Source organism: Sporosarcina sp. FSL K6-3508 (assembly GCF_038615825.1).
Classification (GTDB): domain Bacteria; phylum Bacillota; class Bacilli; order Bacillales_A; family Planococcaceae; genus Sporosarcina; species Sporosarcina newyorkensis.
On the sequence record NZ_CP152016.1, the window covers coordinates 2,490,001 to 2,512,499 of the forward strand.

The window sequence follows — 22,499 nt, forward strand, 5'->3', positions numbered from 1 at the left end:
AACCGGCGCACCGATTTGTTTCCAAAAAGCACTCAATCGATCAATACCTTCCATTGCAATCTCCTCGTCCGACTTATCGGTTGGATCCACGCCAAAGACGTTGGTCGCCAAACGTACATAGCGTTTTGGGTTGCGCGGGAATGTCTGCTTCATCCAGTGCGGGAATAATATCGCCAAGCCGCCTGCATGTGGAATATCGTAAACCGCCGAGACCGCATGCTCGATATCATGAGTTCCCCAATCTCCCCTTGTCCCCATCGACAAGAAACCATTCAATCCCCATACTCCTGCCAGCATCATCGATTCTCGAAGTTCTAGATTATTAGGATCCTCTACTAGTCTACCTCCAATATCCATTACGGAACGTAAGGCCGCTTCACACATTTCATCTTGAAAAGGCGTATTGTCTGTTACATGAAAATATTGCTCGAAAATATGTGACATCGTATCCACGATACCGTAGACTGTTTGATCTATCGGGACCGTTAATGTATAAGTTGGATCAAGTATAGAAAATTTAGGGTAATTGAAAGGTCCACCCCAACCATACTTCTCTTGATTTTCTTCATTCGTGATAACGGAACCCGCATTCATCTCAGAGCTGGTTGCCGTAAGCGTCAATATTGTGCCAAAAGGCAATGCTTCTTTCGGTCTAGCTTTTCCTGTTACGAGGTCCCATGGATCTCCATCATACTTTGCAGCAGAAGCGATCAATTTTGTGCAATCGATTACAGAACCGCCGCCAGCCGCCAGAATAACATCGACATCGTGCTGTTTGCAGAGATCAGCTCCTCTTTTAGCAGTAGATAAACGTGGATTGGGTTCGACTCCCCCCATTTCCACTACTTCAAAATCATTTTCATTTAAAAGTTTCATTAATGAATCATATAAGCCGTTACGTTTAATACTACCGCCACCATACACTAATAGTACTTTTTTTCCGTAACCAGCAAGTTCTTTAGGCAATCTTTGAAGTTGGTCTTTACCAAAAATCAGTTTTGTCGGGTTTTGAAAAACAAATTTATTCATTCTTCTGCCTCCTTTTTCCTCTCTCCATTATGAAAAAGATGTATTTGGGATGCAAGTATAGTGTTCTCGAAACGGGATATACTTTACTAAAGGAGGCGATCGTATGGAAACACTAAAAAAATTAGCACTGGCCATTACGATTATCGGGGCTTTGAATTGGGGAGTCGTTGGCATTTTCCGATTTGATGTCATTGCACAATTGACGGAAGGTGCTTATCAGCCGTTAGCAAGATTTTTATACGTGGTCATCGGATTATCCGGATTGATGACGCTTGGAGTGTTATTTAATTATTGGCAACAGACAGATGAAGAGCCGACACCTGCGCCATCCACAGAAAATGCATAAAAGGCATCTCCTCAACAAGAGGAGATGCCTTTACTGATTTACAACTTATACCCAACCACGGAAGCGGCTGGCTTCTGCTGTTCTACGCACACCGATCATGTAAGCAGCAAGACGCATATCCATGTTACGTGTAGTCGCAACATTATAAACGTTTTCGAATGCTGTAACCATTTTTTCAGTCATCTTTTCACGTACTTCTTCTTCTGTCCAGTAGTAACCCATATTGTTCTGAACCCACTCGAAGTAGGAAACGGTTACACCGCCCGCACTCGCTAATACGTCAGGAACCAATAGAATTCCACGGTCTGTCAGGATTTTAGTCGCTTCAGACGTAGTTGGACCATTCGCTGCTTCCACAACGATACTTGCTTTAATGTTATGAGCGTTCTTTTCAGTAATTTGGTTCTCGATTGCTGCTGGAACTAAGATATCGCAATCCAATTCTAGCAATTCAGCATTAGTCAGCGTGTTATCAAATAACGTAGTGACTGTTCCGAAGCTATCACGACGATCAAGCAGATAGTCGATATCTAAACCATCTGGATCATGCAATGCGCCATACGCATCAGAGATACCGATTACTTTCGCTCCTGCATCATGAAGGAACTTGGATAGGAAACTTCCTGCGTTACCGAAACCTTGCACGATGACACGTGCGCCCTTCATATCGATATTGCGACGTTTTGCCGCTTCGTTAATAATGATTGTTACACCTTCAGCAGTCGCACGGTCACGTCCGTGAGATCCACCAAGAGCAATTGGCTTACCCGTAATGAAGCCTGGTGAGTTGAATTCGTCAATTTTGCTGTACTCATCCATCATCCAAGCCATAATTTGGGAGTTTGTAAAGACGTCTGGCGCTGGAATATCTTTTGCCGGTCCCATTACTTGACTGAGAGCCCGCACATATCCGCGAGACAAGCGTTCTAGTTCGCCCATCGACATTTCACGCGGATCACAGATAATTCCTCCCTTACCGCCGCCATACGGCAAGTCAACGATGCCGGCTTTCAACGTCATCCACATAGAAAGTGCTTTCACTTCATCAGCTGTAACACCCGGGTGGTAACGCACGCCGCCTTTCGTAGGTCCGACCGCGTCATTATGCTGACCGCGGAAACCCGTAAATACTTTTACTTTCCCATCATCCATGCGGACTGGAATTCGTACTTCCACCATACGGAGTGGTTCTTTCAGTAGTTCATACATTCCTTCATCATAGCCTAACTTTTCAAGTGCTTCTTTGATCACGACTTGCGTAGACGTAAATAGATTCAGGTTTTCTGTCATTGTATGGTTCGCCTCTTTGTTTGGTATTGTCTTTCACGGACACATTATAACATGAGGATAATGAAACTTCCACCCATGGAATCCAAACCTTTTTCGAATTATTTCATTCGTCATAAATGGCGATCCAAAGTGAGCTTCTCATCAGCTCTCAAATACTGCACGAATTTTCCCAAGCGCCCAGTCCAGTTCATCCTTTGAAATGGTGAGAGGCGGCGCAAAGCGGATTACCGTGTCATGGGTTTCTTTACACAATAGACCCAATTCTTTGAATTTCTCACAAAACGGGCGGGCAGCTTCCGTCAATTCCATCCCGATGAATAGGCCGCGTCCGCGTATTTCTTGAATGGACGGATGCGAAATCTTCTTCAGTTCCTCCATAAAATAATCGCCAAGCTCTCTCGCTTGTTTTGCCAACTCTTGCTCTTCCAGCACTTCTAACGCCGCAATCGATACAGCACATGCCATAGGATTCCCACCAAACGTCGATCCATGCGAGCCTGGATTAAAGACACCGAGCACATCATCGTTCGCTACCACACAGGAAATTGGAAATACGCCACCTCCTAACGCTTTTCCTAAAATATACATATCGGGCGTGACACCTTCCCATTCGCATGCGAACATTTTACCTGTACGGCAAAGTCCTGCTTGAATTTCATCCGCAATGAAGAGGATGTTTTCTTTCTTGCAGAGAGTCGCCACCTCTTTTAAGAAGCCTTCAGGAGGAATGATGATTCCGGCTTCTCCCTGTATCGGCTCGATTAGGAAAGCAGCGGTATTCGGTGTGATCGCTTCTTTCAACGCTTCCAAATTGCCGTATTCCACCGACTTAATGCCCGGCAGTAAAGGGCCGAATCCCTTTTTGTATTCTTCATCAGACGACAATGAAATCGCGCCCAACGTTCGGCCATGGAAGTTTCCGACACACGCAATAATTTCCGCTTGGTTATCTTCTATACCTTTCACGTCATATGCCCAGCGCCTCGCAGCTTTCAAAGCGGTTTCCACAGCTTCTGCTCCCGTGTTCATTGGAAGAATCATATTTTTTCCGGTAAGAGCAGACATTTTTTCGTACCACGGGCCCAATTGATCGTTATGGAACGCACGTGAAGTAAGGGTGACACGGTCCGCTTGATCCTTCAGTGCCTGAATGATTTTAGGGTGGCGATGGCCTTGATTGACTGCAGAATATGCGGCTAGCATATCCATATATTTATTGCCCTCCGGATCTTTCACCCAGACACCTTCCGCTTCTGCAATGACAATCGGAAGCGGGTGGTAATTATTCGCTCCATATTTTTTCGTTTGTTCTATAATGCGATCTGTTTTAGACATACCCATACCCTCCTCATAACCCACTCATAGCATTTCCGATGTGGTCTTTCCTTGCATATGAAGCTGCAGGTAATCCGGACCGCCTGCTTTTGAATCTGTGCCTGACATATTAAATCCGCCAAATGGCTGGTATCCTACGATGGCACCCGTACAGCCTCGGTTAAAATACAAATTGCCGACATGGAAATCCTCCCGCGCCTGTTCGATATGATGACGGTTCGTCGTGATAACGGCGCCTGTTAATCCGTAGTCTGTATCATTGGCAAATTGAATCGCTTCCGTAAAAGATGAAGCCTTCGATAATGCAACGACCGGTCCGAAGATTTCTTCCTGTGAAATACGTGCGTTTGGAGTAACGTCTGCAAAGACCGTCGGCGCCACAAAATACCCTTTGGAATCGTCACCTGTTCCACCCGCCACAAGACGTCCTTCTTGTTTACCAATTTCAATATACTCCATTATTTTATCGTATGCGGCTTGATCGATGACCGGACCGGCTAAGTTTCTCCCATCGACTGGATCGCCCCAGTTGAACGTTTTCGCTAACGCTTCTACTCGGGTGACCACTTCATCGTAAACCTCTTCATGGATGATCGCGCGTGAACAAGCCGAGCATTTTTGTCCACTAAAGCCAAATGCAGATTTGACGATCGACTGCGCAGCCAGCTCCAAGTCTGCTTCATTGTCCACTACAATCGTATCCTTCCCGCCCATTTCTGCAATGACGCGTTTCAGCCAAATCTGACCATCCTGAACTTTCGCCGCGCGTTCAAATATACGCGTTCCCACTTTGCGCGAGCCTGTGAATGAGATAAAGCGAGTAGCAGGATGATCTACTAAAAAGTCTCCAATGTCTGAACCAGACCCTGGAATATAGTTGACGACGCCTTTTGGCATACCCGCTTTCTCTAATACTTCAATGAATTTATAGGCGACTACTGTGGCAGTTGATGCCGGCTTCAATAATACCGTATTGCCGGTAACGAGCGCCGCCACAGTTGTTCCTGCCATGATCGCAAAAGCGAAGTTCCATGGGGATATGACAACACCCACGCCGAGCGGAACATAATCAAAACGATTATATTCGCCAGGTCTGCTTTCAACCGGCATTCCGTCCTTTAGCTTCAGCATCTGGCGTCCATAGTATTCCATAAAATCGATACCTTCCGCCACGTCAGCATCCGCTTCATTCCAAGGCTTCCCCGCTTCTTTTGTCAGCAACGCAGAAAACTCAAATTTGCGGCGGCGAATGATTGCTGCTGCCTTGAATAAGACATCCGCACGGAACTCTGGCTTCACTTTTCTCCAATTCTCAAATGTTTCTTTGGCTGTTATCATCGCTTTCTCTGCAAGTTCACGGCCAGCTTGCGATACATTGCCGATGACTTCGTCTTTATTCGAAGGGTTGTTCGATGCTAATTTTTTTTCCGTTATGATCCGTTCGCCGCCAATAATCAAGGGATATTCCTTACCTACATAGCGTTCTACTGTCTTCAGGCCTTCTTCATACGCTTTGCGATTTTCTTCGACCGTAAAATCTGTAAAAGGTTCATGTTTGTATGGAATCATCAGTCTACTCCTCCTTTATAGATAAGACGCAACTACCTGCGCTTGATAACGCTTACATATATAATCATGCAAGAAGTTTCAGAGGATGTCAAAGAGCAATCACTCAATTTCGATAATTTAAAAAATCACGAAAGCAGATCGCTGCTTTCATGATTTTTTAATGACCAGATTGTTCGATCCAGTCCTTTAACTTGTCTTTAAGTGAGTTGAATCCATCTGCGTCTTGCTGATCCACACGTTCTTGTAAGGATTGACGAGTACGGGGATGGTTCTGATAGGAGCTGGGCGGTTCTTGCAGTGCGCGAATCGATAAGCTAATTTTGCTAGCCTCGTCATCCACTTCCAACACCTTCACACGAACTTCTTGACCCACTTCCAAATGTTCATGGATATCCTTGACAAATCCATAGGTGATTTCAGAGATATGCACTAACCCTTGCGTTGAAGCATTTAGCGCGACAAACGCACCGTACGGCTGTATTCCGGTAACTTTACCGGTTAGCTCATCTCCTACTGCAAATTTGTGAGACATGCAAAACAGCTCCCAATCTATAGTAGTATCTAGTCTGCCATTGCGGCCGCTCATAGTATACCATATTCTGAAGAGTTGAACAAAAAACCGCCTTTCAGCAAGGCGGTGATAAAGCTCTGTAAAGTATCAAACAATGCACTTGGCTTCGTATTTGATAGCTAACAGTTTATATGAAATTTCCATGCATTTTTCTAAAGGTATCCAAATTTGATAGGATTGCTCATATACATTACGAATACACTTGGCCAAGTCTGTCGGATGGTCGATATGATGGAGTCCCGCCACGACATCCGCAATTTCTAAATCATACGCATCCTCGCCTGCTGAGAAAGGATCCCATTCTTTCAGGAGTGCGACAGCACGTTTGTTCATTTCCATGGTTTGCACGATTCGTCACCTTATTTATGTTTTCTTCCTATCATAGCATAGCGCCATAAAAGAAAAAAGAGAGACGCCACATTTTCGACAAACTTTAACATTTTGAGTTTAAGAGTAGAACCAAAAAAGCGCTGAACAGAAACATGGACTTGTGGCCCGGGGATTGTTCGCTGTAGTAAATAGTGAGTTCACTGTATAAAGTAAGTGTGTTTGCCTCCTTAAACAAAGAAGTCTCTATTCCTTCTGAGACGCTAGCCCGTGTTCTTGCCCTCCCGCCTGAATCGACCTTCAACTCACTAAAGTTAGGCCATTATGCCAGTTGCTCGTAGTGGAAGGCGGCGAAAGGCAAAGATGTGTTCCCAACGCTTCGCTTATGCTCGCAAAAGTCGTTCTACGTTACGGCGTTTAACGCGAATGGTGAGACCCTGGACAGATCGAATCGGAGGAAGCGGTTCATCCGTGCCCCGCAATCTTCCGCCTGGAACGCAGACCAACGATGCAGCTCCCACTAGCCCATCTATTCTTTATCTATTAAAAACACCCCATCAATCGACGGGGTGTTCTTTGTTTTGATTGAGTTGGCGTTCTTTCAAAATACGCTGCTCGAGTTCTTTCGTTTCTTCTTCCTGCCTTTTGGACTTCCGTAAAATCCAGCGGAATGTCAACAGCATCAAGACCATGAAAATGAAGAATGAAATGGCTGCAGGGATATATTCTGCCTTATCTTCTGGAAAGTAAAGGAACGGCATCAATAAAACGAAATTCATGCTGGTTTCCCCCTATAGGTAAATCAAGATTATTTTTGAACGATTTCAATCGATTCGATTTTGATTTCCTCTTTTGGCTTGTCCTGGCGATCACGTTTCACGCCCGCAATTTTGTCGACAATGTCCATTCCTTCAATCACTTGGCCAAATACTGTGTGGCGTTGATCTAGATGCGGCGTGCCTCCGTTTTCTGCGTAAGCTTCCGCGATTTCATCAGGCCATCCACCTTTTTTCAATTGATCCGCAGATGCGCCGGCTAGTTCTGAAGCTTGGACAATAAAGAATTGGCTGCCATTCGTATTTGGACCTGCGTTTGCCATGGATAACGCTCCACGTAAGTTAAATAGATCCATTGTGAATTCATCTTCAAATGAATCGCCGTAGATGCTTTCTCCACCCATACCTGTGCCGGTTGGGTCTCCGCCTTGGATCATGAAATCAGGGATTACACGGTGGAAGATGATTCCGTCATAGTAGCCATTTTCAGCATGTGTCAAAAAGTTCTCTACTGTTTTAGGTACTTGCTCTTTGAAAAGCTTTATTTTTATTGGTCCCATCGTTGTATTCATGACAACAAGTGCTTCGTTTTCTGCTACTTCATTGGATAATTGTGCGTACATGGAATTCCTCCTCTAATTTGCTTGCCTGGTACTGCTTAGTATATGAAAACAGTCTACCATAGTTAGGTGGAAATTTCGATAATTGAACTTGTGACAGTTAGTTGACAGTACCTGTTATTTGATGCCATCCAGCCTCTTGAGTAGTTTCAAGCTAGATATTTCCTTCGCCTACCGAATTGTTTTATACTGTATATTATAAAGTTTTCCATAAAAGGTGGTCCAATTTTGAGCAGACATAAGAAAAATTTTATAATCATCTGGGTGACCAACTTTCTAGTTGCCGGCACGATGACGATGATCATGCCTTTTCTTTCGTTATACATTGAAACATTTGGAGATTACTCGGAGGAGTATGTGCAGAAATGGGCAGGCTTGATTTTTGGGGCAACATTCATTACTGCGCTGATCATGTCTCCTATTTGGGGTCGTTTTGCCGATCGTTTTGGATTTAAGCCTATATTGCTGATCAATGGATTCGGGATTGCGATTTCCGTCTTTTTGATGGGATTCGTTAATTCCGTGGAAGTCTTTTTCCTATTGCGGTTACTAAATGGTTTAGTGACAGGCTTTCTGCCGACTTCCTTGGCATTCATCTCGTCACAGACACCTCGTGAACAAGCAGGTAAGATGCTCGGGACGCTGCAGATGGGCGGTGTCGCAGGGATGCTGTTCGGCCCGGTATTAGGCGGGATGATGGCCGATAGTTTCGGTTTCAGCTATACATTCATCATTACGTCAGTGTCCGTCGTCATTGCCGCGTTGCTCGTTTTATTCGGAATTAAAGAAGAACACCGTGTGAAAGCCCGTAAAGTAGTTGCGTATTCCCGTAAAGTCATTATTGGCGGACTGTTCAAGCACCGTTTGATGTTTAATGTGATGATTGTGACAACATTGATTCAAGTAGGCAACTTCAGTATTCAACCTTTACTTTCACTGTACGTGGCGGATTTAACACACGCTGCGACCAATGTGGCATTCTTGGCAGGTTTGACATTCAGTGCGACCGGGCTCGGAAATTTACTTTTCGCTAGAATGTGGGGCAAAATCGGAGATGATATCGGATACGAAAAAGTGCTTGGTATCTTACTGCTCCTTTCCTTTTTGTTTATTATCCCGCAAGCGTTCGTCACGTCCCTTTGGCAACTGGTCTTGCTGCGATTTTTATTCGGGATTTCTACAGGCGGTATGATTCCGATTACAACAGCACTTGTCCGAAGGGAAGCCCCTCTTGAAGTGCAGGGCGAGGTGATGGGCTATAACACGAGCTTCCGTTTCCTCGGTAATATTATCGGTCCGATGTTTGGCGGTATCGTCAGTGGCTACATCGGAATTCCAGCTGTATTTATTGTCACAGGAGTGCTATTTGTGATCGGCTATGCCTTTTTGACATTTGCGATTCGGCGGCCAACTCAAGACTTCGAACACTTTTTGGAAGATCGACAAGTTGAAGCGAACGACAAAATATAGTACCAGTCTCGTATATCCTTTGTGATGTACGAGACTTTTTGTGTTTTCACTTAAGTTCGCATTATTCTGTACTCCATCTCTTCCAATTAATTTATGTTATATTTTTCTAAAGAGTGAGTTTCGATTTGCGAACGTGTAGAGGGGCTGAAAGGTTTGAAGCAGTTGGTTGGTTTGGTCATTACGTTGGCTTGTATTCCGTTGTTGCTGTTCATACAAGATCAGATTCAGGCTGAAGCAGTACAGACTGAAGCTTTGCAAGAGTCTATTCAAGAAGCTGTGCAATTGGAAGCGCCAGTAATTGAAACCCCGGTTCAGATGAAGGATCGGAATGGACAAATGTTTGCGGAGGAGTATGTGGAGTGGCGACGACCAGTGGATTTAAAAGATATGACGTATTTTACACGGCAAGTTTTTTTGAAAAGTGAAGACCGCACGTTTTATGAACACCGCGGTTATGACATTGCAGCAATCATTCGTGCGTTCATGATTAATGCCGCTACTGATGATGTGCGTCAAGGGGCTTCTACCATCACACAGCAAGTCGTACGTATGCGCTATTTAACGACCGAGAAGACGTACGAGAGGAAATTCAAGGAACTGTTCCTTGCTGCTGAATTGGAGAAACAATCATCCAAAGATGAAATTTTAGAAATGTACTTAAATGAAATGTATTTCGGTAACCGGGTCTACGGGATCGGTGGTGCCGCTACATTCTATTTCAACAGACCGCTGGATAAATTAAATGAAGCAGAAATTGCATTTTTAGCGGCGATTCCGAATAATCCTTCACTCTATGATCCATTGCGTCATTTCGATCGGACAAAAGAGCGGCAAGAACGATTGCTCGATGTTCTCGTTAAACAGCAAGTGATCACAGCAGAACAATTTGAAGACTATCGCCAATTCCCTATTCAACTGAATATAAAGAAAAAAGAACAGGACTTTCCAATGTACAGCTCCTATGTTCTAGAAGAATTAAAACAGCTGATTGCTCGTTCCGAAGGGCTGGATGCATCATTGCTCAAAGCCAAGACGCCTGAAGAACGACAGCACTGGCAAAATGAAATCAATCGACGTGCCGGAGAGGTCATCCGACAAGGTTTAATGATCGAAACAGCATTGAATCCAACGAAACAACAGCATGATGAAAATAGATTATCTGCCCTCATTGGGAACCGAGGCGTGCAAGCGGGGGCTGCAGTGATAGACAATGAGCAGCGTGAAATCGTCAGTCTCTATGCAGGAGCAGGCTATAAAAAAACGGATTTCAACCGGGCATACCAAGCGGTCCGTCAGCCCGGCTCTGCCATCAAGCCGCTGCTCGTCTATGCTCCGTTTTTCGAGAGCGGTCCGTATCATGCCGACACACCTGTCAACAGTAGCAGTATTTGCATTTATGGCTATTGCCCACGAAATTACGGAGGCTATCAATTTGGGACGACTTCTGTTCGGGAAGCTTTCCGTAACAGTTATAATACGACGGCCGTCCGCCTGCTGCAACGAGTCGGGATTGATAATGCTTTCGCCCATCTGGAACCTTTTCATTTCCAGCATGTCACGGAAGCAGATCATACCTACCCTGCTGCTCTTGGCGGATTCTCCAAAGGCGTAACACCTCTTGAAATGGCCGGGGCGACGACCAGCTTTTTGGACGGCACTTACGAACCCCCCCATGCTATACGGGCTGTAAAGGATATTAAAGGCAATGTACTGTACAAGTGGAAGGAATCTTCGAAAGTCGTATGGTCCCCTTCTACTGTCAAGAGCATCCGTTCTCTTATGCAGGAAGCAGTGTTGAACGGTACAGCGAGAGGTATTTCCTACCCGACCGGTTACACGGGGGCAAAAACAGGAACGACCGATTCATTTAAAGACTTATGGGTAATCGGCATGAATGATCGGTATACATCCGCAGTTTGGATTGGTTATGACACACCAACCCCTATTCCTCGCCTGCGCGATCAAAAACTTCATCTGCGTGCGTTCTCCTCTACTATGCAAGATTAGAGGGCAGGATATGATCATTTAGAGATGATGTATTAGTAGCTGACAATGAAATATAGGCTGTTAGAAAATCATAGTACATTGATTTTCTAACAGCCTTGTTTTTTCATTTAACCGGATTTGATAATGGAATACTTGCCAGCAACCCATTGTACAGACGGATGACGATGTAGATGAGGACTGCCAATAAGACACTCCAAATCACAATCTGGAAGAAAATTAAGCCGACAGTATGAGTCAGCGACATGAATGGACTTAATTTATAGACGACATATATGAAATAAACGAAGGATGTCACGATAAAAACCAACACTAAGGCTTTCCAAGACTGAATGCCAAACGCGGAAACAAGAGCCCCAACAAAATAAATAACAGCTCCGGATTTCGACGCACTGTAAGAACCTTCCGACTCTTCTTTTAAGAAAAACAGTAACGCTGTCTCGTGAATCGTCGTCGCGATCAACTTCAGCGCTGCAAATACCATAAAGAATACTAATGTATACATCGTCAATAAGAAAATACGGAGTTGAAAATCAGACAAGAACTCTCGCATTCCTTGGTAGAGACCGATTTCCTTAAAAAAGATAATTGATTCGCCCACACTGTATACACCGAAAGTTAAACTGAACAGAACAACGGTTACAAATGGTAAGTAACCAAACAAATACGGATTTTTCATTAGACACCTCAAAAATTTTTTTTGCCCTCTTAATAATATAAGAAGGAAGTCGAATAAAGCAATAATTGGTCAGATGTTGTCTATGCAATTTGAAATGTTTTGCGCTATACTTACAATTACGTCCACGTATAGGTTACTGGACTTTTATACTTTAAAAAATATGGATGGAAGGAGGATTCTCTTGGAATTCGTGTTATTGATTTTTTTACCTTTTGTATTCGCAATACTTGTTCCTTTTGCTTACAAATACATTAAAGGTATACATACCGGTTGGTTCGTTTTACTCGTTCCTCTAGTGTTGTTCGGATACTACTTGAGCTTCATCCCTCTGACGATGGATGGCGGTCATGCTATTTCTGAAATAAAATGGATTCCCACGCTTGGAATCGCGTTTACTTCATACATAGATGGTCTCAGCTTATTATTCACATTATTAATTACTGGCATCGGTTCGTTAGTTGTATTGTACTCCATTTTTTATATGGATAAGAAAAAAGAAAACCTGGGCAGCTTTTATGTTTACTTGCTCCTTTTCATGACAGCCATGCTGGGGGTTGTACAGTCAGACAACACGATGACGCTTTATTTATTTTGGGAATTAACGTCCATTTCCTCATTTTTATTAATCGGTTATTGGTATACGCGTGATAAATCTCGGTTTGGTGCATTGAAATCCATGATGATTACAGTTTTTGGTGGATTGATGATGCTTGGGGGCTTTATCCTACTTAGTATAATGGGGGAAACATTCTCTATTCGAGAGTTAATAGCACAAGCACCTGACTTAGTGAGTCATCCGTATTTCACGTTGGCTCTGATACTGATTTTACTTGGCGCTTTTACGAAGTCAGCACAATTTCCTTTTTACATTTGGTTACCCGATGCAATGGAAGCACCTACCCCTGTCAGTGCGTACTTACACTCCGCCACAATGGTTAAAGCAGGAATTTACTTGGTGGCGCGTTTCACACCGATTTTCGGGACTTCCTCCACTTGGATTTGGCTCGTAACCGGAATTGGTTTACTGACGTTGTTCTGGGGCTCGTTTTTCGCTGTAAAGCAGACCGATTTGAAAGCGATTCTAGCCTTTTCGACGGTCAGTCAGCTCGGTTTGATCATGTCGTTGCTCGGTGCAGGAGCCATCTCCTATCATACGACGGAAGCCATGTTCGCTTTTGCTACATACGCAGCAATTTTCCATTTGATTAACCATGCGACGTTTAAAGGCGGTCTCTTCATGATTGCAGGGATTATCGATCATGAAACCGGCACGCGGGATATTCGGAAGCTCGGTGGATTGATGAGTATTATGCCGTTAAGTTTTACCGTTGCCTTGATCGGTTCATTATCGATGGCTGGATTGCCACCGTTTAATGGGTTTCTAAGTAAAGAAATGTTTTTAGAATCAATGGTAGCTCTTCGACATTTTGAATTGTTCCAGTTTGATACGTGGGGTATTTTGTTCCCGATTGTCGCTTGGGTTGCAAGCGTATTCACCTTTACATATAGCCTATACTTCGTCTTGAAGACGTTCTTGGGTCAAGGTAAAGTGGATCAGCTGCCGAAACGTCCGCACGAAGCGCCGATTGGCATGCTCGTTGCACCGATGATTTTAGCAAGCTTGGTGATCATTATTTTCTTCATTCCAAATGTACTTGGAAAATGGGTCATTAAACCTGCTGTAATGGCAGTACAGCCTACTTTGTACGGCAGTCCTGCTGATATTGATATCCACGTTTTGGCATGGCATGGTTTCGGATCGGTTGGGCTATGGTTGACAGTTGCCATTGTCATTGTCGGCTCATTACTTTATTTGACCATTCCAAAATGGCAGCCGCTCTATAAGATTCAGCCTGCCAAGCTGTCTCTGAATGAAGGCTATGACGCCTTGATGCGCGGCAGCGAAAAAGGGATGAACCGCTTGTCCCGTGCCTTTATGACAGGTCTTATACGCACGTATTTACTCTATATGTTTGCGTTTTTATCTGTCACGGTCATTGCTGTACTGTTCATTAAAGATGCATTTGTCGTCGATATGAATAGCTTTGCGGCGATCACGCTATATGGTGCGTTGAATGCGGTCATTCTCTTGTTATCTATCGGGTTTGTTGTGTTCGCGAAGTCACGCTTGGCTGCGATCATCGCACTTGGCGGTGTCGGCTATTCTGTTGCGCTATTCTTCGTCATTTTCAAAGCACCAGACTTGGCATTGACGCAACTGGTGATCGAAACCGTTTCGGTCGCGTTATTCTTGTTGGCATTCAAACATTTACCTGCTTTAAATGAGCATGGTGAAACGAAGAAAACCAAAGTTGTCAATTTGATTATTTCTTTAAGTGTCGGTGTAATGGTGACGTTGGTTGCCCTTTCCAGCCACTCTCAAAAATTGATACCTTCGATTTCTCAGTATTATAAGGATACGGTAGCGACTGAGGCGGGCGGCGGTAATATCGTCAACGTCATTCTCGTGGATTACCGTGGTTTTGATACATTGTTTGAAATCGCAGTACTTGCGATTGCAGGGATTGCGGTTCTTGGCATGATTCGCCTGCGTGTATCGAGAAAGGAGACAACAGATGAAAACAAATGACGTCATTTTGCAGACCACAACCAAAGTAGTGTTTTTCATCATCTTCCTGTTCTCTATTCATATTTTCTTCGCGGGACATTATACGCCCGGCGGAGGATTCGTAGGCGGCCTATTGACAACGGGTGCTATCGTGCTGTTGCTTCTGGCATTTGACTTGAAGACAATTCAGCAAATTTTGCCTTTCAACTTCACTATAGTTACGGGGATCGGTTTATTGCTGGCATTAGGTACTGCTGCCGGATCAATTTTCTTCAATGTTCCGTTTTTCACACATGCATTCGACGACTTCACCTTACCGCTTTTTGGTGAAACGTCACTTCATACAGCGATGTTGTTTGATAGCGGTGTCTATTTAGTAGTAGTCGGGTCTGCCATTACGATTATCCAATCGATTGGAGGCGACGACTGATGGAACTATTGCTTGCAATCCTCATTGGTATCTTGTTTACGGCAGCCGTCTATTTAATACTTTCAAGAAGTTTATTGAAAGTTATTTTAGGTACCAGCCTTCTCAGTCATGGTGCGCACTTGCTCATCTTGACGATGGGAGGACTCGGCGGCTCAGCGCCTCCTGTATTGATTGATGGGGTGACTGATTTTGCAGATCCCTTGCCGCAAGCGCTGATCTTAACAGCGATTGTTATCAGCTTCGGTGTGACCGCCGTCATCCTCGTCATGGCGTACCGGATGTATTCGGTCCATAAAACAGATAATATGAATGAATTGAGAGGGAATGATGAACATGATTAATCTTCTTTTATTTCCGATCATTATTCCTTTCTTTTTCGCGATGATTTTATTGTTTTTCAAAGAGCAGGTAGTCATCCAGAGAGTTTTGACAGTGATCGGATTGGCTCTTAGTCTCGTTGCTTCGATTTGGCTGCTTGTAACAGTAAAAGCAGAAGGAATCCAAACTGTGACACTTGGAAGCTGGCCTGCACCGTTCGGAATTACGATGGTCTCGGATATGTTTTCCGCGTTGCTCGTTACCACTACGATTTTGATAACATTCTTTGTAGTGTTGTATAGTTTCCAATCCATCGGAATCGAGAGAGAACGTTTTTTCTATTACCCTGCGATATTGTTCATGATCACAGGGATTAACGGTGCTTTTACGACAGGTGATATTTTCAATATGTTTGTATTCTTTGAAGTCTTGCTCATCGCTTCTTACTTACTCATCGTATTAGGCGGCGAAAAGAGACAGCTTCGGGAGTCCATTAAATACATTTTGGTTAATGTCATATCTTCAGCGCTATTTGTCATCGCCGTTGCTTATTTATATTCTATTGTCGGTACGTTGAACATGGCGGATATTTCGGTGAAAATAGCAGAGATAAACCAGCCGGGGATCATCTCCGTCCTCGCAATTTTGTTTTTAATTGTATTCGGAATCAAAGGTGCGATCTTTCCCCTTTATTTCTGGTTACCTGGATCGTATGCCGCTCCGCCGATTCCTGTTTTGACATTGTTCGGCGCACTTCTGACAAAAGTCGGTGTGTATGCCATCACGCGTACATATACGTTGTTTTTCGTCCATGATATCGGATTTACGCATCAATTTTTGCTCGTCCTGTCATTGCTGACGATTGTGGCGGGTTGTATCGGGGCTCTTGCCTATTTTGATTTAAAACAAATTATTATTTACAACATCATTATAGCAGTCGGTGTCATTTTATTCGGTGTAGCACAAATGAATACATCCGGTTTAGAAGGCGCTGTCTATTATTTGATTCACGATATGTTGATTAAAGCCGCTTTGTTTGTCTTAATCGGGATCATCATTTACGTGACCGGTACTTCGAATTTGCGGGAGATGGGCGGGCTGATTAAGTCGCACGCTGCATTAGGATGGTTTTATTTGATTGCAGCGTTTGGGTTAGCGGGTATTCCCCCTCTGAGCGGGTTCATTGGGAAGTTATTGATCGTCAAGGGGGGCTTTGAAGCAGACAATGCATTTGGTAGCATCGTTCTCTTGGTTTCCAGTTTAGTTGTCTTGCTGTCTGTCATCCGGATTTTCATATATGCTTTCTGGGGTCCTCAAAATCCCGATTATCCGCTGCCTGTTACGAGTAAGCGAACATACCGCCAATTGATGGCGCCAGCAGTATTGCTCGTGCTGGTTACGGTAGCGTATGGTGTCGGTACGGAATGGCTCATGCCCTATATATCGGATGCGTCTGATGTATTACGTAATCCTTCCATTTATATAAATGCGGTGTTAAAGGAGTAGAGGTCAATGGCTTTTCAGATACTTTTAAATTTCTTCATTGCAGTCGTTTGGATGTTCATGACAAGTTCATTGACACCTTCTACATTCGTTATTGGATATATCATTGGTCTGCTTCTCATCATTATGACTCGACGCTTTTTCCCAGGTCGCCTGTATATTTGGCGTCTGTGGTCAGCGCTTAAATTGACTGCTATCTTCCTAAGGGAATTGGTGTTGTCTAATATCTCGGTTTTACTGTTGGTCATTAAACCGGACTTGTCATCGATTCAGCCTATGATTTTTGCCTTGCCTACTGAACTGGAGCAAGATTGGGAAATCACACTTTTGTCCAGTCTGATTACGTTAACACCTGGAACGATTGTCATTCATGTTTCGGATGATCAGCGGACGCTATATATTCATGCAATTGATGTGGACGATGTCGATGAAGCGATTGATTCCATTAAAAACACATTTGAGAAAGCGATTATGGAGGTGAGTCGGGGATGATTATTTTTTATACAGTCTGTTTAGTATTGGTCATCTTATCGATGGTCGGGTTGTTATACCGTGTATGGCGGGGCCCTTCTGTTCCTGACCGGCTCATCGCGCTCGATGCGATTGGTGTCATGCTGATCTCTTCAATCGCGCTATTGTCTATCCTATTCGACACGCCATTCTTTATCGACGTGATATTATTAATTGCCATCATGTCGTTTATTGGTACTGTGTCCTTCTCTAAATTTATTGAGAGAGGAGAGATTATCGAACGTGGATCTGATAGCTGATATTATTATTGTGTCACTCGTCGTTGTGGGAATCATCTTTACGATTGTCACGGTCATTGGCGTCTTGCGGCTTCCTGATGCTTATACTCGTGCGCATGCTGCTTCGAAAAGCGCCACGCTCGGTGTCATGAGTCTGTTGCTCGGTGTCTTCTTTCATTTTTGGTGGAATGAAGGACATTTCAGTATCTCGTTATTATTAGGGATTGCGTTTTTGTTCATCACCTCTCCGATCGGCGGTCATTTGATGGCACGCGCTGCCTATATGTCAGGCGTGAAACCTACCGAGTTGACAGTTGGAGATGATTTGAAGGACGAGGTTGAAAAGAAAAGAGCGGAAATAGCAAAAAACACGCAGGAGGATTGATCCTCCATGCGTGTTTTTTCTTTAAAAGTATGGATAGAATGGCTGATAATAAGGAGGATAAAAAGGATAAGGCTGTGGATAATAGCCGCCACCATAACCGCCGTAGCCACCGCCATAGCCCCCATATCCATAGCCTGGAGAAATGACATTTCCTAAAAATCCGCCGACCAAGCCGCCGAGAAATGGACCACCGAATCCATAGCCTCCGCCAAATCCACCTCCACCTGATCCATAACCGCCTCTGTAATGACCTCTTGACATAACATGCTCCCCCTTTCCCTGTATCCTATGCCCAAGATAAAAAAGGGTTTGGGTCAAACGCCTAATTAAAGTTATTCCTCTTGTTCTGCCGCAAGACGTTCTATAAAGGTCGCAAGCGTGCGCACCATGACACCTGTTGCTCCTTTAGGTCCTAACGCATGAGGACTTGCTGCGTCAGACGTACCAGCGATATCCAAGTGAATCCACGGCGTTTCTTCTGCAAATTCGCCTACGAACCCGCCTCCGAAAATCATATGGCCGTCGCGACCAGGTGAGTTATTCAAATCTGCAACATTACTTTTGCGAATACGTTTCTTATCATTTTCCGTAAGTGGAAGACGCCAAATGAATTCGTCTGTCTCTTCTGCCGCTTCGGCAAATTGAGTATAAAAGGCTTCGTTATTCGTCAATGTGCCTGTCTTGTCGTTACCTAGCGCCACAATAACACCGCCTGTCAGCGTCGCTACATCAATCAAGTATTTAGCACCGGCTTGCTTGGCATAGGTCACTGCATCCGCAAGCACGAGACGGCCTTCTGCATCTGTATTCAATACTTCAATCGTTTTACCGCTCAATGAAGTAATAACGTCATCCGGTTTAAATGCAGCACCAGAAATCATATTATCAGTCGATGCGATGACCGCGATGACGTTTTTCTTCGGTCGCGACTCCCCAATGATGCACATTGCACCAAGAACAGCTGCAGCGCCGCCCATATCCCCTTTCATACCTACCATGCCTTCACGGGGCTTCAACGAATATCCGCCCGTGTCGTATGTGATGCCTTTACCGACCAATCCAATGACATCCTCCCATTGTTCGGTCGCCTGATATTTTAAGACGATAAGCTGGGGTTCTTCTACGGATCCCTGGTTAACGGCCAGTATTGCACCCATACCAAGCTCCTCCATCTCCGCTTTGCCAAGGACATCAATCTCCAGGTCATAGCTATCTGCCAATTCGCGGGCATAGTCGGCCATTTTAGTCGGTGTCAATAAATTAGGCGGGACATTGACAAGTGTTCGCGCTTCATTCACAGCATTCGCATAAATCATGCCCACTTCGCCCGCTGCTTTAACACTTTGTTCATCCGCTGTCGTGATGAATGTTAAGGCAGAGAGTACCACATCGATTTCGTTGGATGTCGTTTGAAAACCTTCATATTCATATGCACCTAGGCTAATACCTTCAGATGCCAAGTAGGCAACATCTTCACAGGTGATGTCGTCATTACAAAAAGGAGCCGTCCACACTGCTGCTGTTTTTACTCGGTCCTTGCGCAACTGCTTTCCTACGGCAGCGAATAATTCACGAAGCGGTTGTTCCGCCAATTCTTTCTGCTTGCCGACTCCCATAAAATATACACGCTTGTATTTCTTCTCAGAAAGAGCAGGCATTTTCGTTAGTTGCTTAAAATCTTGTTGAATATCATGTGATTTTATCCAATCCGGTACAGATGGATGAAACGCTTTCACGAATGCATCCCAGCCTTCTATATTTTCCGGGTGGTCGGGCACTCCAATAATCAGTACATCAACCTCTTGCTGGTCAATTGTTAATGCGGTTTCAACTGTAATCATATGATGATATCCCCTCTCTTTATACAGCTACACTTTATTAGTATAGACTAGTCAGATTCACTGTACCAATGACAAGGTTTATTGTTTTTTGCATCGATTCAGAAAGATTATGGTATACTTGTTCTCAATATACCGACCGAAAGGGAGTGGAATCATTTGGCCATTTTTGAAAACATACCGCTCCTCGCAGCGTTATTCGCCATTCTTTTTGCTCAATTTGTAAAAATCCCCATTCATTTTTTATTAACACGTAAACTCGATATCGGCTTAATGACGTCTACAGGAGGGATGCCCAGCTCTCACTCCGCCGCGGTCACTGCCTTGACCACTGCCATTGCGTTTGAAGCTGGTCTCGAATCTCCATTGTTTGCTGTGTCCGCAATTTTCGCAGTCATTGTCATGTTTGATGCGACGGGAATCCGCTATCAAGCGGGGCAGCAGGCCATTATTATCAATCAAATGCGGGCTGATTTTCAAATATTTGTAGAGGATATAAAAGACTGGCCTAAGAAGGACAATGAGACAAAAATGAAAGAGTTGAAGACCTTACTCGGCCATAAACCGAGCGAAGTGTTCTTTGGCGCCTTAACAGGTATCGCGATTTCAATTTTCACGTATACCGTGATTTTATGAGTGTCAATCATCATAAAAACCCCCAAACCATTATAGGTTTGGGGGTTTTAGATATGTAACGATTCATCCATCAAAACATCTGATACCCTTGCTTGCGTAATATTTTAATGACGAATCCCGCAATGATCGCCCCTACCAGTCCGCTTGATAGAATCACGATATCTACCACATGAAGGGACATAATATTACTTCCCAGCTCACCAAACGCAAAGCCAGGTTTCGTGATGTATTGATACATCGGTACATCATCAATAATGAAAATGACCACGATCGGATAAATGATTGCCATAAGCCATGTCATGCGCAACAGCATATTCAACAAAAAGCCGATGCCGAAAAACATAACAATAAATATCAAGATCGATAGCATCACTTGTGCTATAGATATCGTTTGCATTGTCGTTTACCTCCAGTTCATCACTCCACATTTTACAGGATAGGATGAATGCTTTCAATAGAATGAGACAGAGTATGGAGACAATTTTTTCAGTTGTCATTAAATCTTAAAAAACAACAAAATGTTTTGATTGCCAAATCACTCATCAGAGTTGACTTTATATCGTACTTATAAAAAAGCACTTTTAAAAGCGTGTGTTTTATAATGCAGGAATGATATACAGGGTTTAGGGTTCCGGAATTTAGAGCTTAGAAATACTCGTAACGCTTCGCTTTTCCAGCGGGATTAGCTCACCGCAAGGCGTCCGCCTGGAACGTAGGTCAACGGTATCTTTACCGCTTAATAGTATTTTCCTCTACAAGTCAAAAGCACCCGCAGCTGCGAGTGCTTTTCCGTTTTTTTATTTTAGGAAGTTGAACTTCCCTTTTTTTATCGTCAAGCCGACTCCACCGACCATAAAGAGCGCGCGGTTATCAATCATTTTCTTCATGAATGATGCTTTTGTGCCTGTGATTTTCTTATCGAACACAACACCGATTGCATCAGAATCACCAAGTGAACACACGCTTCCCTTAAGATCCGGTACGAATTCAGCGGTTTGCTTGCCTTGAATCAAAGCGATGATATTATTCGCACACATATCACCTTGCTGCATCGCAATTTGAGCAGTCGGTGGATATGGACGATTAATCGCTTCATTGATCATTAGAGAACAGTCGCCGATTACGAAGACGTCTTCGAAGCCAGGTGCCCGCAAATCTTTGTCTACTTTTACTCGAGCACGCATGTTTTCAATACCCGATTCTTCAATCATACGGTTTCCGCGAACACCTGCAGCCCATACAACTGTACCAGCTTTGATGAATTCAAATTCATCTTCGCCTTTTTTTATCTTAACGCCTTCAGGAGTCGCTTCCACAACCGGAGTTCCGATAGAGAATTCTACCCCTTTAGATTCTAATTGACGTACTGCATATTCAACAAGTTCCGGATCAAAGCCCGGTAAGACCATTGGCGCAGCCTCGACACATAGAATGCGTACCTTCTCAGCAGGCACATCGTATTCTTTACATAATTCAGGGACACGGTTACCTAATTCACCAAGATATTCAATACCTGTGAAGCCAGCCCCACCCACAACAATCGTTAGACGGCTGTCGTCTTTCTCTTCTTCAAGAGACCAAGTCGCAAATTGGTATTCCATATGATCACGGATTTGGCGAGCTGCTTTTACGTTCGCAATCGATAGAGCATATTTATCAAGCCCTGGAATACCAAACGTTTCACCCTCGAAACCAAGTGCAATCACAAGATAATCATATGTATGCGAACCGATGTTTGTCGTCACATTCTTGTTCTTTACGTCAATTCCCGTCACTTCAGCTTTGACGAACTGCACTTTGTTGCTATTAATGACGCTTGCAATATCGTAACGCACTTGCTCAGGAGCCAACGTTCCTGCAGCCGCTTCATGCAACCAAGTAGACTCGTAGTGATAGTCGTTTTTATTGATGAGGATGACATCAGCTTCATCTGCACCTAATGATTTTTGTAAATTGACAACGGTCATCAAACCACCGTATCCTGCACCCAAAACTAAGATTGTCGGTCTTTTCACGTAAATCGAAACCACCTTTAAATTTATTAAATGCCGAGTA

The 22,499-nt window shown here is 44.0% G+C and carries 24 protein-coding genes (1 of these 24 running past the window's edge); 11 read left to right on the forward strand and 13 right to left on the reverse strand.

Translation table 11 applies throughout. The annotated features are described in order from the left end of the window. Positions 1-1,029, reverse strand: the 5' portion of a protein-coding gene (locus MKX97_RS12395) for an iron-containing alcohol dehydrogenase (protein ID WP_342536098.1). The gene continues 135 nt to the left of window position 1, outside the view; 1,029 of the gene's 1,164 nt are visible here — the first part of the coding sequence; the start codon lies at positions 1,027-1,029; its stop codon lies off the left edge, out of view. 103 nt (positions 1,030-1,132) lie between these two features. Here MKX97_RS12395 and MKX97_RS12400 point away from each other — a divergent pair, with 103 nt between their 5' ends. Further along, positions 1,133-1,375, forward strand: coding sequence for a DUF378 domain-containing protein (locus tag MKX97_RS12400; RefSeq protein WP_009497996.1), 243 nt, complete (start codon positions 1,133-1,135; stop codon positions 1,373-1,375). Positions 1,376-1,420: 45 nt separating this feature from the next. Here MKX97_RS12400 and MKX97_RS12405 read toward each other — a convergent pair whose 3' ends face one another. From MKX97_RS12405 to MKX97_RS12435, 7 genes are all read right to left on the reverse strand, one after another. Beyond that, a complete protein-coding gene (locus MKX97_RS12405) occupies positions 1,421-2,665 on the reverse strand; it encodes a Glu/Leu/Phe/Val dehydrogenase (protein ID WP_009497997.1) in 1,245 nt (414 codons plus the stop codon). Positions 2,666-2,806: 141 nt separating this feature from the next. Next, positions 2,807-4,000: an ornithine--oxo-acid transaminase gene (locus MKX97_RS12410; RefSeq protein WP_342536099.1), complete on the reverse strand. Its 1,194-nt coding sequence runs from the start codon at positions 3,998-4,000 to the stop codon at positions 2,807-2,809. 24 nt (positions 4,001-4,024) lie between these two features. Continuing rightward, on the reverse strand, positions 4,025-5,572 hold the full coding sequence (pruA, locus tag MKX97_RS12415; protein ID WP_342537510.1) for an L-glutamate gamma-semialdehyde dehydrogenase: 1,548 nt from the start codon (positions 5,570-5,572) through the stop codon (positions 4,025-4,027). A gap of 154 nt (positions 5,573-5,726) precedes the next feature. Beyond that, positions 5,727-6,101 (reverse strand): S1 domain-containing post-transcriptional regulator GSP13, encoded by a 375-nt coding sequence (gene yugI, locus MKX97_RS12420; protein WP_040759395.1) that lies wholly within the window; start codon positions 6,099-6,101, stop codon positions 5,727-5,729. A gap of 126 nt (positions 6,102-6,227) precedes the next feature. Next, complete coding sequence (locus MKX97_RS12425; RefSeq protein ID WP_340759588.1) at positions 6,228-6,488, reverse strand: DUF1871 family protein; 261 nt, start codon at positions 6,486-6,488, stop codon at positions 6,228-6,230. Positions 6,489-7,024: 536 nt separating this feature from the next. Further along, positions 7,025-7,246 carry a hypothetical protein gene (locus tag MKX97_RS12430; RefSeq protein ID WP_009498002.1) on the reverse strand — a complete coding sequence of 74 codons (222 nt, stop codon included), beginning with the start codon at positions 7,244-7,246 and terminating at the stop codon, positions 7,025-7,027. A 29-nt stretch (positions 7,247-7,275) separates the two neighbouring features. Beyond that, entirely contained in the window at positions 7,276-7,866 is a 591-nt protein-coding gene (locus MKX97_RS12435) for a peptidylprolyl isomerase (RefSeq protein WP_342536100.1), read from the reverse strand. A 225-nt stretch (positions 7,867-8,091) separates the two neighbouring features. Here MKX97_RS12435 and MKX97_RS12440 point away from each other — a divergent pair, with 225 nt between their 5' ends. Both MKX97_RS12440 and MKX97_RS12445 read left to right on the forward strand, forming a co-directional pair. Beyond that, positions 8,092-9,333, forward strand: coding sequence for an MFS transporter (locus MKX97_RS12440; protein ID WP_078818065.1), 1,242 nt, complete (start codon positions 8,092-8,094; stop codon positions 9,331-9,333). A gap of 153 nt (positions 9,334-9,486) precedes the next feature. Then, positions 9,487-11,340 carry a transglycosylase domain-containing protein gene (locus MKX97_RS12445; RefSeq protein ID WP_342536101.1) on the forward strand — a complete coding sequence of 618 codons (1,854 nt, stop codon included), beginning with the start codon at positions 9,487-9,489 and terminating at the stop codon, positions 11,338-11,340. A gap of 103 nt (positions 11,341-11,443) precedes the next feature. On the opposite strand, the gene MKX97_RS12450 is transcribed toward MKX97_RS12445, so the two are convergent. Next, positions 11,444-12,016 (reverse strand): YufK family protein, encoded by a 573-nt coding sequence (locus MKX97_RS12450; RefSeq protein WP_340759594.1) that lies wholly within the window; start codon positions 12,014-12,016, stop codon positions 11,444-11,446. A 181-nt stretch (positions 12,017-12,197) separates the two neighbouring features. Between MKX97_RS12450 and MKX97_RS12455 the strand changes: the two genes are divergently transcribed. From MKX97_RS12455 to mnhG, 7 genes are read left to right on the forward strand one after another with little or no spacing between them, the layout of a single operon-like run. Beyond that, complete coding sequence (locus tag MKX97_RS12455) at positions 12,198-14,606, forward strand: Na+/H+ antiporter subunit A (RefSeq protein ID WP_078818062.1); 2,409 nt, start codon at positions 12,198-12,200, stop codon at positions 14,604-14,606. After that, entirely contained in the window at positions 14,593-15,015 is a 423-nt protein-coding gene (locus tag MKX97_RS12460; protein WP_078818061.1) for a Na(+)/H(+) antiporter subunit B, read from the forward strand. Before MKX97_RS12455 ends, MKX97_RS12460 begins: the two co-directional genes overlap by 14 nt. Continuing rightward, the gene (locus MKX97_RS12465) at positions 15,015-15,356 is read left to right on the forward strand and encodes a Na(+)/H(+) antiporter subunit C (protein ID WP_009498009.1); all 342 of its coding nucleotides are present in this window, start codon (positions 15,015-15,017) and stop codon (positions 15,354-15,356) included. The genes MKX97_RS12460 and MKX97_RS12465 overlap by 1 nt, the downstream gene beginning before the upstream one ends. Continuing rightward, entirely contained in the window at positions 15,349-16,839 is a 1,491-nt protein-coding gene (locus tag MKX97_RS12470; RefSeq protein WP_342536102.1) for a Na+/H+ antiporter subunit D, read from the forward strand. The genes MKX97_RS12465 and MKX97_RS12470 overlap by 8 nt, the downstream gene beginning before the upstream one ends. A 6-nt stretch (positions 16,840-16,845) precedes the next feature. After that, positions 16,846-17,328 carry a Na+/H+ antiporter subunit E gene (locus tag MKX97_RS12475; protein ID WP_078818059.1) on the forward strand — a complete coding sequence of 161 codons (483 nt, stop codon included), beginning with the start codon at positions 16,846-16,848 and terminating at the stop codon, positions 17,326-17,328. After that, entirely contained in the window at positions 17,325-17,606 is a 282-nt protein-coding gene (locus tag MKX97_RS12480; protein WP_009498012.1) for a Na(+)/H(+) antiporter subunit F1, read from the forward strand. The genes MKX97_RS12475 and MKX97_RS12480 overlap by 4 nt, the downstream gene beginning before the upstream one ends. Then, complete coding sequence (gene mnhG, locus MKX97_RS12485; RefSeq protein WP_078818058.1) at positions 17,590-17,970, forward strand: monovalent cation/H(+) antiporter subunit G; 381 nt, start codon at positions 17,590-17,592, stop codon at positions 17,968-17,970. The genes MKX97_RS12480 and mnhG overlap by 17 nt, the downstream gene beginning before the upstream one ends. A gap of 21 nt (positions 17,971-17,991) precedes the next feature. Here mnhG and MKX97_RS12490 read toward each other — a convergent pair whose 3' ends face one another. Further along, positions 17,992-18,231 (reverse strand): hypothetical protein, encoded by a 240-nt coding sequence (locus MKX97_RS12490; protein ID WP_078818057.1) that lies wholly within the window; start codon positions 18,229-18,231, stop codon positions 17,992-17,994. A 71-nt stretch (positions 18,232-18,302) separates the two neighbouring features. Beyond that, positions 18,303-19,811: a leucyl aminopeptidase gene (locus MKX97_RS12495; RefSeq protein ID WP_342536103.1), complete on the reverse strand. Its 1,509-nt coding sequence runs from the start codon at positions 19,809-19,811 to the stop codon at positions 18,303-18,305. A gap of 156 nt (positions 19,812-19,967) precedes the next feature. Between MKX97_RS12495 and MKX97_RS12500 the strand changes: the two genes are divergently transcribed. Further along, a complete protein-coding gene (locus tag MKX97_RS12500; protein WP_078818055.1) occupies positions 19,968-20,444 on the forward strand; it encodes a divergent PAP2 family protein in 477 nt (158 codons plus the stop codon). Between the two features lie 70 nt (positions 20,445-20,514). Here MKX97_RS12500 and MKX97_RS12505 read toward each other — a convergent pair whose 3' ends face one another. Together MKX97_RS12505 and MKX97_RS12510 are read right to left on the reverse strand one after the other, a co-directional pair. Next, positions 20,515-20,841: a YuiB family protein gene (locus MKX97_RS12505; RefSeq protein WP_078818054.1), complete on the reverse strand. Its 327-nt coding sequence runs from the start codon at positions 20,839-20,841 to the stop codon at positions 20,515-20,517. Positions 20,842-21,241: 400 nt separating this feature from the next. Beyond that, on the reverse strand, positions 21,242-22,459 hold the full coding sequence (locus MKX97_RS12510) for an NAD(P)/FAD-dependent oxidoreductase (protein ID WP_221835093.1): 1,218 nt from the start codon (positions 22,457-22,459) through the stop codon (positions 21,242-21,244). Positions 22,460-22,499 lie beyond the last annotated feature (40 nt).